Annotated in this window: 12 protein-coding genes and 1 pseudogene; 6 read left to right on the forward strand and 7 right to left on the reverse strand. The window is 69.9% G+C overall.

The window, feature by feature from the left end:
• The first annotated feature begins 14 nt into the window (after window positions 1-14).
• The 3 genes from ACFOW8_RS26020 (at window position 15) to ACFOW8_RS26030 (ending at window position 3,457) form a co-directional block, all read left to right on the forward strand.
• Window positions 15-782, forward strand: a complete 768-nt coding sequence (locus tag ACFOW8_RS26020) for a uracil-DNA glycosylase (RefSeq protein ID WP_378554143.1) — start codon at window positions 15-17, stop codon at window positions 780-782.
• Between the two features lie 412 nt (window positions 783-1,194).
• Window positions 1,195-2,904 (forward strand): glycoside hydrolase domain-containing protein, encoded by a 1,710-nt coding sequence (locus ACFOW8_RS26025; protein ID WP_378554144.1) that lies wholly within the window; start codon window positions 1,195-1,197, stop codon window positions 2,902-2,904.
• A 76-nt stretch (window positions 2,905-2,980) separates the two neighbouring features.
• Window positions 2,981-3,457, forward strand: a complete 477-nt coding sequence (locus ACFOW8_RS26030; protein WP_378554145.1) for a hypothetical protein — start codon at window positions 2,981-2,983, stop codon at window positions 3,455-3,457.
• An 18-nt stretch (window positions 3,458-3,475) separates the two neighbouring features.
• On the opposite strand, the gene ACFOW8_RS26035 is transcribed toward ACFOW8_RS26030, so the two are convergent.
• A complete protein-coding gene (locus tag ACFOW8_RS26035; RefSeq protein WP_378554146.1) occupies window positions 3,476-4,105 on the reverse strand; it encodes a LysE family translocator in 630 nt (209 codons plus the stop codon).
• A 52-nt stretch (window positions 4,106-4,157) separates the two neighbouring features.
• Between ACFOW8_RS26035 and ACFOW8_RS26040 the strand changes: the two genes are divergently transcribed.
• Window positions 4,158-4,946: a GTP pyrophosphokinase gene (locus ACFOW8_RS26040; protein ID WP_378554147.1), complete on the forward strand. Its 789-nt coding sequence runs from the start codon at window positions 4,158-4,160 to the stop codon at window positions 4,944-4,946.
• A gap of 8 nt (window positions 4,947-4,954) precedes the next feature.
• Here the strand turns inward: ACFOW8_RS26040 and ACFOW8_RS26045 are convergent, their stop codons facing one another.
• Complete coding sequence (locus ACFOW8_RS26045) at window positions 4,955-5,563, reverse strand: DUF1345 domain-containing protein (RefSeq protein WP_378554148.1); 609 nt, start codon at window positions 5,561-5,563, stop codon at window positions 4,955-4,957.
• Window positions 5,564-5,802: 239 nt separating this feature from the next.
• On the opposite strand from ACFOW8_RS26045, the pseudogene ACFOW8_RS26050 reads away from it, so the two are divergent.
• Window positions 5,803-6,745: pseudogene (locus ACFOW8_RS26050) on the forward strand (LysR family transcriptional regulator).
• A gap of 45 nt (window positions 6,746-6,790) precedes the next feature.
• On the opposite strand, the gene ACFOW8_RS26055 reads toward ACFOW8_RS26050, so the two are convergent.
• Window positions 6,791-7,114 (reverse strand): hypothetical protein, encoded by a 324-nt coding sequence (locus tag ACFOW8_RS26055; protein ID WP_378554150.1) that lies wholly within the window; start codon window positions 7,112-7,114, stop codon window positions 6,791-6,793.
• Between the two features lie 359 nt (window positions 7,115-7,473).
• On the opposite strand from ACFOW8_RS26055, the gene ACFOW8_RS26060 reads away from it, so the two are divergent.
• Entirely contained in the window at window positions 7,474-9,042 is a 1,569-nt protein-coding gene (locus ACFOW8_RS26060; RefSeq protein ID WP_378554151.1) for an FAD-binding oxidoreductase, read from the forward strand.
• On the opposite strand, the gene ACFOW8_RS26065 is transcribed toward ACFOW8_RS26060, so the two are convergent.
• From ACFOW8_RS26065 to rph, 4 genes are all read right to left on the reverse strand, one after another.
• A complete protein-coding gene (locus tag ACFOW8_RS26065; RefSeq protein ID WP_378554152.1) occupies window positions 9,035-9,853 on the reverse strand; it encodes a cyclase family protein in 819 nt (272 codons plus the stop codon). The genes ACFOW8_RS26060 and ACFOW8_RS26065 overlap by 8 nt on opposite strands.
• A gap of 86 nt (window positions 9,854-9,939) precedes the next feature.
• Window positions 9,940-10,752: a shikimate 5-dehydrogenase gene (locus tag ACFOW8_RS26070; protein ID WP_378554154.1), complete on the reverse strand. Its 813-nt coding sequence runs from the start codon at window positions 10,750-10,752 to the stop codon at window positions 9,940-9,942.
• A 76-nt stretch (window positions 10,753-10,828) separates the two neighbouring features.
• Window positions 10,829-11,185: a hypothetical protein gene (locus ACFOW8_RS26075; protein WP_378554155.1), complete on the reverse strand. Its 357-nt coding sequence runs from the start codon at window positions 11,183-11,185 to the stop codon at window positions 10,829-10,831.
• A gap of 55 nt (window positions 11,186-11,240) precedes the next feature.
• Window positions 11,241-13,844, reverse strand: a complete 2,604-nt coding sequence (rph, locus tag ACFOW8_RS26080; protein ID WP_378554156.1) for a rifamycin-inactivating phosphotransferase — start codon at window positions 13,842-13,844, stop codon at window positions 11,241-11,243.
• Window positions 13,845-13,873 lie beyond the last annotated feature (29 nt).

Raw genomic sequence — 13,873 nt, forward strand, 5'->3', positions numbered from 1 at the left:
CCTAGACTCGATTGATGGCAGGCGCCGATCCGTACACCGCCCCGCTCGCCGCGAGCGAGGTCGACACCGTCCCCGCCCTCGACCGCCTCATCACCACCTGCCGGGCCTGCCCCCGCCTGGTCGCCTGGCGCGAGGAAGCCGCACGGGTGAAGCGCGCCGCCTTCCGCGACCAGGAGTACTGGGCACGACCGGTTCCCGGCTTCGGCCCGGTCGACGCCCGCATTCTCACCGTCGGCCTCGCTCCGGCCGCCAACGGCGGCAACCGGACCGGCCGCATGTTCACCGGCGACCCGAGCGGCGATGCGCTGTTCGCCGCGCTGCACGCGGTCGGCCTGGCGACCGGAGCGCACCCGGTCAGCGTCGACGACGGCATCGAACTCCGCGACCTCAGACTCACCGCCCCCGTGCACTGCGCGCCACCGCAGAACAAACCCACCGCCGAGGAACGCACGCGCTGCGGCGCGTACCTCACCCGCGAACTCGAACTGCTCGCCCCGACGGTGCGGGTGATCGTGGTCCTCGGCGGGTTCGGCTGGCAGGCTCTGTTCAGCGTGCTCGCGCAGGCCGGCTGGACCGTTCCGCGCCCACGCCCCCGCTTCGGCCATGGCACCCGGATCATCCTGCACCACCCCGACTCCCGCACCCTCACCATCCTCGGCTGCTACCACGTGAGCCCACACAACACGTTCACCGGCCGTCTCACCCCCACCATGCTCGAGGACATCTTCCGGACAGCGAAAACCCTTGCCGCCGCAGCCCCCGGCCAGCCCTCCCCGTCCTGAGCTTGTTTGTGGGGGTGACTGTTCGAGAGGAGTCCGATCGACTGAGGGACTTATATGTTTAGATGCGCATATCTATGTATCTGGATGTGAGATTGGGCCGTCACACCGTTCCCCGTGCCGGGATCACCCGCTCGGCGCCATCCGCGCAAACCCGCACATCGGACAGCCCCGGCTACCCCCAGCGGACGGGATCACCCGTCCCACTCCCCCATTCGCGCCCCATGGCGGCCGGTTCGCACCGAGCTGGTATGAAACTTCGTGCAGGGGTGCGCATTTCGCCTAGAATTGACGCCGGGTGAGATCCTCGGTCACCCGGCGCCGCGTTTTGGCGCCATTGCCGTCCCGCCGTCTCGCGGGGTGAGCGCGTGAGCCATGCCAACGGATACGTCGTCATGTAGGGGGTCAACAAACCATGTCCACAGCTGTCGATTTCGCTGCCCGTCTCATCGATCCAGCCGCTATCGTCGCGGCAGGTCATTCCGCCGTTCTCGGCTATGTGTCGCCGAGCAGGCCCGGCGCGAATTTCGGTGCCAAACCGATCACCGCCGAGTACGCTCGCGCGCTCACCGCCGCAGGCCTGGACATCGTGTCGATCTGGCAGTACGGCAAGCCCGGCGACCCCACCCCGTCGGACTGGACGACCGGGTTCGCGGGCGGCGTGCGGATGGCCGAGCAGGCGCTGACCACCCACCTGAGGATCGGCGGACCACGATACGCGCCGATCTTCTTCGCCGTCGACGAGGACATCTCGCTGCGCCAGTGGAACGACACCGCCGTCGAGTTCTTCCGCGGCGTCAACAGCGTCCTCGGCACGGCATGGACCGGGATCTACGGACATTCTCGGGTGTGCGCGTGGGCGATCGAGGACAATGTGGTCGGCAGACGTGGGGAGTTCAGCTGGGTGTGGCAGACACGAGCCTGGTCGGGCGCCGAACGAGAGCGGAGGGCGGTCCTCTATCAGCGGATCATCGACACCCCTGCCGATCCAGGTCCGCTCATCGACGGCACGCACGTCGATGTCGACGACATCCTCGCCCCCGACTTCGGGCAGTGGAGTCTCGACCGATCGGCCGCGGTGCCGCCCTTCACCGAACTCGACCGCCTCGGCGCCGCGCATTCCTCCCGGGACGGCGCCAGGATCACGAATTTCGTGCTGCACACACAGGAAGGCAACGGCACCGCCGAATCCCTCGCCGCGTACCTGAACAACCCGGCCAACGGAGTGTCCTACCACTACACGGTGCGGGACGGGATCGTGGTGCGCGTCGTCGACGAACACCGGGCCGCCTGGTCGGTGCTGTCGGCCAACCCGTTCACGGTGAATCTGTGTTTCGCGGGCAGCCGAGCCGCGTGGTCACGCGAACAGTGGCTGGCCATCGACGGCGATCTGCGCGTCGCCGCGTTTCTGGCGGTCCGCAGCGCACACCGGCACGGCTACGCGACGGAGGTGATCGCGCCCCCGTACCGGATCGGCGAGGGCATCACCGACCACCACTACGTCACCCAGGCGCTCGGGATCGGCACCCACACCGACGTCGGGCCGAACTTCCCCTGGGATGTCTTCGCGGCCCATGTCGCCGGCTTCGCGGGCCACGGAGTCAATGCCATCGATGCCCGTGCGGCGGCCGCGCCCTGGCTCGGTGCCCGGCGCACCGACGGCGAGGCCGTGACACCCGACGGCCAGGGTCGCTTCGCCGAGTTCGACCACGGCTACGTCTACTGGCACCCCGCGACCGGCGCGCACGCCATCCCCTCCCCCATCATGACGAAGTACGCCGAACTCGGCTGGGAGGCGGGCCCACTCGGCTATCCCACCGCCGAACACACCGAGTTGCCCGACGCGCGCGGCACCGGCCCCGGACAGGCGCAAGCCTTCCAGGGCGGCACGATCTACCGACGCGCAGGCCGACCGGCCCACTGGGTGCACGGCGCGATCGGCGCCCGCTGGGCGGCATCCGGTTTCGAGCACGGCGAGCTCGGCTGGCCCACCTCCGACGAGATCGCCCACGACGACGGCGCGTATCAGGAGTTCGAGTTCGGCCGCATCTATTGGGCACCGGAACAGATTGTGGCTCTACGGAATTCCGGCGATCCGGACACCCCACTCGCCCGTCCCGCCTGACCGACGGCCCGGCGAGCTAGGCTGGCGTTCCCGCGCGCGTCAGCGTGACAGTTCCGGCACGAAGGAGACCTGCGCCATGTGGCCGTCCGAATGGCCCGCACCCGCCCGCGCGATCGCGACCACCGTCGATGCCGCCGTCACCGCGGCACGCGCCACCGACGCACCCGCGTTCCACGCGACGCTCGGCGATCTCGCGGAACTCCCGGCGGATCAGGTGCGCGCGGTGCTGGGGGCGGCGGTGCGGGAACAGCTCGAGATCGCGCATCCGGACGGGCTCACCGCCGACGATATCCGCGCGGTGCTCGCGGCGGTGGTGGGCGCGGCGCTGCCGTGGCTGCCCGACCTGGACGCCACGGCCGTGGTCACCGTGCTCACCGGCGCGCTCGGCGTCACCGAGGCCGACGACGATCGGGATCAGCCACCGGCCGACCCGCAGCCCGCCGCGGTGCTGCTCATCGCCCACCTGGCCGAGCTGTCCCAGGTGCCTGCCACCGATTCGATCCGGCGCGCCATCGGGGAGATCGCCAGGGCCGAGACGGTCGAGATGCCGTGACCGCTCCGGGCGCCCTGCTCACTCGGTGGCCAGGCGCACCCCGAAACCGACCAGCACCACGCCGGTGACCGCATCGATGCGGCGGCGGATCCGGTCGGTCTGCATCCAGGTGGAGATCGAACCGGACGCGACGATCAGCGCCGCGCAGTACAGTGCGGTCAGCACGATGAAGATCGCGCCGAGTCCGAGCGTCGTCCAGGTCGCGGAGTAGCCCTCGGGCACGAACCCGGGCAGGAAGGTGACGAACAGCACGCCGATCTTCGGATTCAGGATGTCGGTGAGGAAGCCCGCGCCGAAATTGCCCATCCGATCCAGCGGCGCCACCGAGGATGTGTTCGGCGGCATTCCGGCCTCGGCGCCGGGCCTGCGCAAGGCACGCAGCGACTGCACCCCGATCCAGACCAGATAGCACGCGCCGATGATCTTCATCGCCTCGTAGCCGACCTCGCTGGCCCGCAACAGCGCCGACAGCCCGAGCACGGCGGCCACCACCCACACCGCCAGCCCGCACAGCACGCCCGCCGCGGTGCGGATGCCCGCTGTGCGCCCACCGCGCACGAGGCTGCGCACCACGACGAGCGTGTCGGGACCGGGCAGCACGACGATGAACACGGCGGCGAGGGTGAAGGACAGGAGCGCGGCGACCACCGGACCAGCATAGGTGGGCACCCGGGTCGCGCGAACAGGCACAATGGACTCGATGAAGCCATGGCACCCCGAGCACGCGCGCGATGACGGCCCCACCGACAACGGGCACGGCATCGCCGTCGACGATCTCAGGTTGATCCGGGATCAGTTCGTCGATTTCATGCTCGGCTACAAGTTCGCCATCGACGAGGTCACCACCAAGATCAATATCTTGCGCGAGGACTTCAACAACACCCACGAGTACAACCCGATCGAGCACGTGGGTTCGCGGCTCAAGTCGCCGGAGAGTGTGCTCGAGAAGGTGCGGCGCAAGAACTACGCGATGAACCTGACCTCCATCAGGGAGAACGTGCTCGATATCGCCGGGGTGCGGGTGGTGTGCAGTTTCATCTCCGATATCGCGACGATCAAGCAGATGCTGGCGAGCCAGGCCGACATCACGGTGCTGGAGGAACGCGACTACATCACCCACCGCAAGCCCAACGGGTATCAGAGCCTGCATCTGATCGTGTCGATCCCGGTGTTCCGGTCCGACCGCACCGAACGGATTCCGGTCGAGATCCAGATCCGCACGATCGCGATGGACTTCTGGGCCAGCCTCGAGCACAAGATCTACTACAAGTACCGGGGCGAGGTGCCGCCGAACCTGCGCAGCGATCTGGCCCAGGCGGCCGAGGTGGCGACCCAGCTCGACGAGCAGATGGAGGCGTTGCACCGGCAGGTCGATCGAGGCCCGCAGCCGAGCAGGCGGAGAGCGGATTCGCTCGACCTCGGGGTGCTCTATCGCAGTCTCACGGCCGATCATCCGGTCCAGCTGCGGCCCGGTGACCTGCCGCTGTGAGGCGGCGCTCAGCTCTTGAGCCAGTCGATCGCGATGGCGACAACGGCCGCGTTGAAGAAGAAGCTCAGCACACTGTGCGCGACGACGCGCCGCCGCATGGATCGGTCGACCACGTTCACATCCGATACCGCGAACGAGGTGCCGACGGTGAACGAGAAGTAGACGAATTCGGTGAGCTGCGGCCACCGGCACTCCGGGAAGGCCAGTCCCCCTTCGGCGAAGTAGGCGCGCGCGTAGATCTGCGCGAACGCGGTGTGCAGCAGTAGCCACGACATCAGTACGGTGAACGCCGCGACGCCCTGTGCCAGGGCGTCGGGACCGCCACCTTCGCGCGAGGCGATCATGATCATGCCCGCCGCCAGCCCGGAACTGCTGGCGACCAGCGCCATCGTGGTGGCATACCAGCTCGGCCCGATCCAGTCCGCGACCTGGGCGGACGGGTCGTCGGGCAGGTCCCGGTGCAGTAGCAGCCAGCCCGTCAGCACGTAGACCACCGCGAGAATGTTCCATGCCAGCAGCAGGCCGACCCCGTCGGCCGACCACGAGAACACCAGCAGCCAAGCCATGCCGAGGATGGTGAGCCCCAGCTCCATCGCACCGATGATCATTCGGCCCATGCCTGTCACACCTACCACGCGGCACGACCCGGATAGCGCAACCTCACCCCGTGTGCCCGGCCCCGCCGATCGGGACCGGGCATTCGGTCAGCGCCGGTAGCCGGCCACGTGGGGTGTGTCGATCACGAATGTCATGGTCTCTCCTCCTTCACCGCGCTGCGCAGCGCGGCCTGCTGGCGATCCTGCTGCGCGCGCAGCAATTCCGGTAGCGGCAACTGCGTTCGACCTAAGGTCTGCTTATGAGGTCAGCGCCGGGAACACCGGATATCGCGGTACTCGAACTCCTGGTGTCGGTGGCCGAGCTGGGCAGTCTCGGGGCGGCGGCACGGCCTCAGTCAGCCCGCGGTCGGGATGCGGATCAACGCGCTGGAGCGACGGCTGGGACTGCGGCTGGTGGACCGGGGGCCGACCGGGTCGGCGCTGACCGACGCGGGCCAGACGGTGGTCGAGCTCGGTCGTCCGGTCCTCGCGGCCTGGCACGCGCTGCGCGACGGCATCGTGGAGCTGCAGCGCGCGCAACGTCCCGGTGTGCGGGTGCTCGCGTCGAAGACGATCGGTGATCATCGGATTCCGCACTGGCTCTCCGCGCTGCGGAAACTCCGTCCCGAGGTGGCGGTCGAACTGGACGTGGCGAACTCCGAGCAGGTGCGCACCGCGGTCACGGCGCGCACGGTCGAACTCGGGTTCGTCGAAGGTCCGCACGCCCCCGCCGGTCTCGGGAGCCGGGTGCTCGTCGCCGACGAGCTCGCCGTGGTGGTGTCCCCGGACCATCCGTGGGCCGCTCGGCGGGATCCGGTGACGCTGGGCGAACTCGCCGCGACACCGCTGCTGTGGCGGGAGCGTGGCTCAGGAACGCGCGATACCGTCTGGGCGGCGCTGGCGATGCACGGCGCACCGGCCCCACCCGCCGCCGAACTCGGTTCGGCCGCAGCGATTCTGGCGACCGCCCGCAGCGGTGCCGCCCCGGCGGTGGTGAGCCGCTCGATCGTCGCGCACGAACTCGGCGCGGGCACGCTGCGCGAGGTGGGGCTGCCCGACGGTGTCGTCTTGGCCAGGAAGTTTCGCGCGATCTGGCACCGAAAGACCCCGCCGACCGGTCCGGCGGCCGACCTGGTCGAGCTGGCGGTCCGGATCGAAGCCGCACGGGTGCGGCGCGGGCGTGCGCACCACCGCACCCGGTGACCGGTCACCGCCGTGCCACCCGCACGGTCGCGCGGTCCGCGGATCTCAGGCGGTGGCCAGCGCCACCAGCATCAGGGTGGACACTCCGAAGAGCACCGGGACGACGAACTTGACCAGTGCGGTGCGGCGTGGTCCCGCGCTTACCACGAACGGCAGCGTCACCGCGACCACGCCCGCCGAGGGAAAGGCCAGCACGGTCGCGAAGAGCAGCGCGTAGCCGTGCGGGTCGGTGGCGGGATCGCTCGCCAGCCACGAACGGGCGGCAAGGAACACACAGTACAGCCAGAACAGGCCGGCGACGGCCGCGACGGTGCCGGCGAGCACGGCCTTCGGCAGCCGCCTACCGCCGGACCGGTCCCCGGCGCTCACCGGGCAGACTCCGTGCCGACGCGGGCCGCGGTGACACACCCAGGCATCACAGCTCTTCTCATTCGCTCGCGCATAGCTCCCTCCCACACAGATCACAACACATTCGGCACCGGCGCGCACGCCACGACCGAGGATCGCGGGCGGGGTGCCGTCTTCGGGCGAATCCGACCCGGTGCGGGTGTCATTCCTGCCGCGAACCTCGGCAGGCGGCCGACTCGAGAGGGTCCGTGACGAGGTCCGCCCGCGAAACAAGTGCGCGGCGAACGAGGCTCGCCGGGGGCAATGGCGTGCCATCGGCCACACCGGTGCGGCGAAGCGATTAGTGTCCGATCCGATGTCCCTGGCGGAAGGACTAATCCATGTCGATCACACGCCGCACCCTGATCTCCGGCGCGCTGGCCGGTGGTGTGGTCGCGGCACTCGGCGCGAGGGCCGCGCGGGCCGAGGCCCAGGGAATCGGACCGGATCATCCCGACTACCAGTCGCTGACACTGCGCGGTTACAACCGGCGGTTCCAGGCCGCGCCCGCCAGGTTCTACGTGCCTGCTACCGGTGGTGAGGTCGTCGATGCGGTGGCGGCGGCGGTGGGCGACGGCACGCCGATCGCGGTTCGCTCCGGCGGGCACTGCTTCGACGATTTCGTCGACGGCGCCGACACCGGGGCGATCATCGATCTCGGCAGGCTGACCGCGGTGTCCTGGGACGCCGAACACCGCGCGTTCTCCGTCGGCGCCGGCGCCGACATCGGGACGGTCTACGAGGCGCTGCATCGGTGGGGTGTCACCGTGCCGGGTGGGATCTGTCTCGGTGTCGGGATGGGCGGTCATGTCTGCGGCGGCGGCTACGGGCCGCTCTCACGCCGCCACGGGCTCGTCGCCGATCATCTGGCCGGAGTCGAGGTCGTCACGGTCGATGCCGGTGGCGCCGCGAAAGTCGTTGTCGCCCACCGTGACGGGCCGCACCGCGACCTGTGGTGGGCGCACACCGGTGGCGGGGGCGGCAATTTCGGGGTGGTGACCCGTTTCCTGCTGCGCTCCCCCGGCGCCGACGGCGACGATCCCGCTCGTGCCCTCCCCACACCACCGGCCCACATGCTCGACACCCGGCTCGTCCTGCCGTTCACCACCGAGGATTCCTTCGTCCGGTTCGTCGGCAACTATCTGCGGTTCTTCGAGCGATACCGCGCCCCTGGCAACGCGTTCGCCGGGCTGTACGCGCCGCTGATGATCAGGCCCACCGGCACCGGTGCCGCGGAACTGCTGATCCTGCTCGACGCCGACGCGCCGGACGCCCAGGCGCGCTGCGACGAGTTCGTCGCCGCGGTGAGCGAGGGCGTGTTCCCCCCACCGATCCGGCTGCCTGTCACCCGGCGGGCGTACCCGGACACCGTGCGACAGGTCTACTACGCCAAGGCTCCGAGCACGATCCGGGTCAAGGTGAAGGCCGCCTACCTGCGCCAGGCCTATACCGCCGAACAGCTGCGGGTCTGCTACCGATACCTCACCGATCTGCGCTTTCTCGGCGATTCCCAGCTGGAGTTCCTGCCGTTCGGCGGCGCGGTCAACGCGGTCGGCCCCGGTGCGACGGCCATGCCTGCCCGTGATTCGTTCATGACGATGCTGATCCACGCCGCCTGGCGAGACCCCGCCGACGACGACCGGTACCTGCGGTGGGCACGCGAGATGTATCGCGATGTCCACGCCGACACCGGCGGTGTCCCGGTCCCCGGCGAGCGGTACGGCGGCAGCTACATCAACTACCCCGACGGCGACCTCGCCGATCCCGTGTGGAACACCTCGGGGCTGCCGTGGCACGCCTTCTACTATCGCGACAACTACGCGCGACTGCGCCGGGTCAAAGCGGCATGGGATCCGGGAAACCGTTTCGCCCACCGGCTTTCCATCGGCAGAGCCGATGGGCTCAGGTGAGGGCGAGCACTCGGCACGGACCGCCGGTGCCGCCCGCGTGTTTCGGTGCGCCGACGACCACGGTGGCGCCGACGGCCGGTACCGCGGCCAACCCCGCGAGCATTTCCACACCGTAGCGGCCAGAGCCGAGCAGCGCGGTGTGCGCGCCGAAACCGGGATCGGCCCCGCTGTCGAGGCTGAGCGTGTCGACCCCGGCGCCGACGATGCCGTACTGCGCGACCAGGTACTCCACCGTTTCGGCGGCGAATCCCGGCGCGTGCGGTAGCCCGCGCTCGTCGAGATTCAGGAACGCCGACGGCGTCGCGAGGTGTCGCTCCCATCCGGAGTGCATCGCCACGAACGCGCCGCCGGGGATGTCACCGTGCCGGGCCCGCCACGAGTCCAGATCGGCGACGGTCACCATGGCGTCGGGATCGTCGGTGGCCTTGTCGCTGATATCGATCACCACGAGCGGAGCGACGAGGTCCTCGACCGCCAGCGCTTCGGTGCTCGCCCCGTCGGGTATCCGGTGTGCGGGCGCGTCGATGTGGGTGCCGGTGTGTTCCCAGTAGCCGAGCGCGTACTGGCCGAAGCCGCCCGCGGCGTGCCGGGCCACCGGCACCATCGCCATGGGTGGATTCCCCGGCCAGACGGGCAATCCGGGACGCAGGGTGTGCGTCAGGTCGAGGACGCCGCTGGTCCGTGGCGCGGCCGCCGCTGGTGCCGGTGCCACCGCGGCCACGGCCGTCAGCCCGGCCAGCCCGAGCAGTGCGCGCCGGGTCGGGCGTGGCACGGCGTCCCGGGCAAGACGAACGATCTCGGGCGTGCACATCGGATCACCATAGACCGGAACACGATGTGGACCAGGGATTTCCGCCCACGCTGGAGGCACCCGCCGGGGGCGCGGCCGGGACCGGATCAGGCGCGGGAGAATGCGGCGGCGCGCTGGATCTGGTCGGCGGTCAGCTCGACACCGGTGTAGCGGGTGAACTGTTCGGCGGCTTGCAGGGCGATCACCTCGGCGCCGGTGATCACCCGTTTCTTCCTGGCGCGGGCTGCGGTGATCAGCGGGGTTTCGGCGGGCATGGCGACGACATCGAAGACCACCTCGGCCCCCGCGATCGCCGCATCGGGGAAGGACTGCACGGCAGCATCGCAGCCGTGCATGCCCAGCGGAGTGACGTTCACCAGCACCTCGGCACCGGCGTCGGCGGGGTCGGGGATCCAGCGCGCGCCGTAGCGATCGGCGAGTGCGCGGCCTGCGGTCTCGTTGCGGGCGGCCACGGTCAGGTCACCGAATCCGGCGCCGGCGAACGCGGCGAGTACCGCCTTGGCCATGCCACCGCTGCCGCGCAGCAGCACACTCGCCGCCGGGTCGACCGCGTGCGTGCGCAGCAGCGATTCCACCGCGAGGTAGTCCGTGTTGTACGCGGTGAGCACGCCGTCGTCGTTGACGATGGTGTTCACCGAGTCGATCGCCGTCGCGCTGGCGTGCAGATGATCGACGAGCGGGATCACCGCCTCCTTGAACGGCATCGACACCGAGGCACCGCGAATCGGCAGACCGCGCACCCCGGCGACGGCCTGCGCGATATCGACCGGGGCGAATGCCTTGTACACGAAGTTCAGGCCGAGCTCGTCGTAGAGATAGTTGTGGAACCGGGTCCCGATATTGCTCGGCCGCGCCGCGAACGAGACGCACAACTGCATGTCCTTGTGCAGGATGGGCACGCGCTACTCCTTCCGGTCGTTGCGGCGAATCTACCGGAGCCCAGCGCGCTACCTCACGCTTCCCCGACCCGGCCGCTCACCGGGCGGCCGCACCGGCACCGATCGCGAGATAGGCGGTCATCAGCAGGAACAGGAACCAGCCAGCGCCCTGCCAGAGCGGCCAGTTCTGTCCGCGCCGCCACTGCCGGTAGGTGCGGGCGAACGCGCCGAGACCGCCGAGCAGCAGGATCACGGCTGGGCCGAACAAGACGGCCGCCTTGGCCGGGGTATCGCACAGCGTGGTCGCCGCCTCGGCACACGCCGACCTGCGGGCGGCCCAGATCCCGGTGACGGCCGCGACCAGCGCCGCCGACACGATCACCGCCACGAGATAGCGGGCCACCTGCCCGCCCTCCCCACCGTTGCTCCAGCGCTTCTCGACATCGTCGACCATCACCATCACCTCGCCCTGTGGGTTTCCGGTTCACGCCCGGCCAAACAGCGGTCAGCTACGCGAGGATCTCGACGTAGCCGTCGGTGCCGTTCACCCGGATCCGCTGTCCGTCCCGGATCGTCGTGGTCGCGTACTCGACCCCGACCACGGCGGGCAGCCCGTATTCGCGGGCGATCACGGCACCGTGGGTGAGCAGGCCGCCGACCTCGGTCACCAGGCCCGCGATCGACACGAACAGCGGTGTCCAGCTCGGGTCGGTGTAGGCGGTGACCAGGATGTCGCCGGGCGCGAGATCGGCGCGGCCGAGATCGGTGAGCACCCTGGCGCGGCCTTCGACGGTCCCGTTCGACACCGCCATCCCCGGCAGCGCACCCGCGGGCAGATCCGAGCGATGGTAGGCGCCGGTGAGGGCTTCGCCGTCGGAGGTGAGTACGCGGGGCGGGGTGAGCGTCCGGTAGGTCAGGAACGCGGCTTTGCGCTCGTCGATGAGGCCGGGGTCCACCCGGTGCGTGCGCACCACCTCGCGGAGTTCATCGAACCGCAGGAAGTAGATGTCCTCCGGTTCACCGAGGACACCCGCCGCGACGAGACGCCCTGCCTCGCCGAGCAGCGCTCGCTTGTACTGGAAGTACCTGCTGACCATCCGGTACTTCGGATATTCCCGGTAGCCGGAGTAGGTGCGGACCCGCTCGATCATCCGTGCGGTCTCGGCCGCTTTGTCCGCCCCGTCGGGGAGCGCCCGAATACGGTGCAGAAGTGACTGTTCGGCCTCCTCGGCGGCGCGCAGCCCCGCGTCGAACAGCGCTCTGCCCGCTCCGGGTTCGAAGTTGCGGATATTGCCGAGGAGCATCGGCACCAGCGTCGCCGGATGTTCGCTCCAGCGGGGCCGGGTGATGTCGATCTCGCCCGCGCAGCGCATGCCGTAGCCGGCGAGGAAGTCCTCGATGGCGGCCCTGGATTCCGTACCGCCCTCGTACCGCGACAGCCCGGCCAGGAAGTCGCCCTCGCCACCCTGCTCCTCGACCTGCCGCAGGTAGGCCACCACCTGCGGATACGGCCGGAGCACATCGGCGACGTCGAGCAGGGCCAGCCCCATCTCCGAGGTGACGTTCCCCGGCACCGACTGGGTGAGCGTATCGGCGGCGTTCTTCTCCCCCAGCCACTCCGACAGCCGGTCGTTGAGCCACTGCGCGGCGTCGATCGCCGCCGTGATCACCCGCAGTCCGCGCGGGGTGAACAGCACCCGCTGGAGTTCGGCGATGTCGGCCTCGATGAAGTCGAGCAGTTCGGGACCGGACTTCGTCCCGATCCGCTCGGTCATGGCGGCGAGGGAGGCCTCGCTGTCGGCGATCAGTTCGGCGACGATGCCGGGATCGGTGTCGATATCGATGCGCGCCGGTACCGTTCCCGGCGGCGACGCGGAATCCGGCTGGGGCGCTTCGGGAACGACGCCACGGTCGAGCAGGGTCCGCAGCGCATCGCCGATCAGGGGGTCGGACTTGCCGAGGCCGGCGACCAGCCCGGTTCGGGAGGCAGGCGTCGACAGCGCCGCGGTGACGTCGACGAACAGCCGCCCGCCCGCGTCCCGCATCGGTGCCCGGCTGGTGAGCTGCCACATCGAGAGGCCGAGGGGTTTCATGGCGTCGGTCATCATCTGCTGATGGCCCACCGACACGTAGACGTGGTACGCGTCGTCGCCGGCGGCGGGGACCGGGAACAGCGTGGTGATCGGCCTGCTCTGCACGATGCGCACCGTGTCGTCGTCCAGGCACCACTCGATGTCCTGTGGGCTGCCGAAGTGAGCTTCGATCCGGCGGCCGAGACGGGCCAGGCGCAATACTTCGGGCTCGGTCAGTACGCACTCGGTGCGGCGCTCCTCGGCGAGTTCGCGCATCCGGGTGCCACCCCGCGGGGCGGCCTCGACGGCCAGCTTCTTGGTGGCGATCGTCGTGCCGGTGACGACGCCGGCCCGCACCTGGTACACATCGGCGTCCACCAGACCCGACACCAGCGCCTCGCCGAGACCGAAGCCCGCGTCGATGGAGACGACCGTGCGGTCGGAGCTGACCGGGTCGGCGGTGACCATGATGCCCGCGGCACGCGGAAACACCATGCGCTGCACCACGACTCCCATCCGGATCCCGGTGCCGCCGAACCCCTGCCGCAGCCGGTAGGTGACCGCACGCTCAGTGAACAGCGACGCCCAGCACCGGCGGACCGCGTCCAGGATCGGCCCGATCCCGAGCACGTTCAGGAACGTGTCCTGCTGCCCCGCGAACGAGGCGGTGGGCAGGTCTTCGGCCGTCGCGCTGGAGCGCACCGCGTAGGCTCCGTCCGCGCCGAACCGGGCATGCGCGGCGCGGATCGCGGCCGCCACCTCGTCGGGTACGGCGAGGTTCTCGACGGCTCGGCGCACCTGCGCGCTCAGCGCCGCGATCCCCGCGCTGTCGTCGGGCGTCAGCTGATCCAGTGCCAGGACCCGATCGTCGAGTCCGGGCGCGGCGAACACGGCCCGCGCGAACGCGGCGGTGGTCACACAGAAGCCGTCGGGCACCTCGACGCCATCGATGCGCGCGAGTTCACCGAGCCCGGCCGCCTTGCCACCCACCTGCGCCACCTGGGTCCGGTCGATCTCCCCGATATCGAGCACATGAACCATCACGCCACTCCTCACCTGCGGTTTCGGCA

Origin of the sequence: Nocardia rhizosphaerae (assembly GCF_042650365.1) — a bacterium.
GTDB lineage: Bacteria > Actinomycetota > Actinomycetes > Mycobacteriales > Mycobacteriaceae > Nocardia > Nocardia rhizosphaerae.

Bases quoted from the DNA above. Each gene is read 5' to 3' on its own strand.
- ACFOW8_RS26020 (WP_378554143.1), top strand. From the start codon at position 15: ATGGCAGGCGCCGATCCGTACACCGCCCCGCTCGCCGCGAGCGAGGTC.
- ACFOW8_RS26025 (WP_378554144.1), top strand. From the start codon at position 1,195: ATGTCCACAGCTGTCGATTTCGCTGCCCGTCTCATCGATCCAGCCGCT.
- ACFOW8_RS26030 (WP_378554145.1), top strand. From the start codon at position 2,981: ATGTGGCCGTCCGAATGGCCCGCACCCGCCCGCGCGATCGCGACCACC.
- ACFOW8_RS26040 (WP_378554147.1), top strand. From the start codon at position 4,158: ATGAAGCCATGGCACCCCGAGCACGCGCGCGATGACGGCCCCACCGAC.
- ACFOW8_RS26045 (WP_378554148.1), bottom strand. From the start codon at position 5,563: ATGGGCCGAATGATCATCGGTGCGATGGAGCTGGGGCTCACCATCCTC.
- ACFOW8_RS26060 (WP_378554151.1), top strand. From the start codon at position 7,474: ATGTCGATCACACGCCGCACCCTGATCTCCGGCGCGCTGGCCGGTGGT.
- ACFOW8_RS26065 (WP_378554152.1), bottom strand. From the start codon at position 9,853: ATGTGCACGCCCGAGATCGTTCGTCTTGCCCGGGACGCCGTGCCACGC.
- ACFOW8_RS26075 (WP_378554155.1), bottom strand. From the start codon at position 11,185: ATGGTCGACGATGTCGAGAAGCGCTGGAGCAACGGTGGGGAGGGCGGG.
- rph (WP_378554156.1), bottom strand. From the start codon at position 13,844: ATGGTTCATGTGCTCGATATCGGGGAGATCGACCGGACCCAGGTGGCG.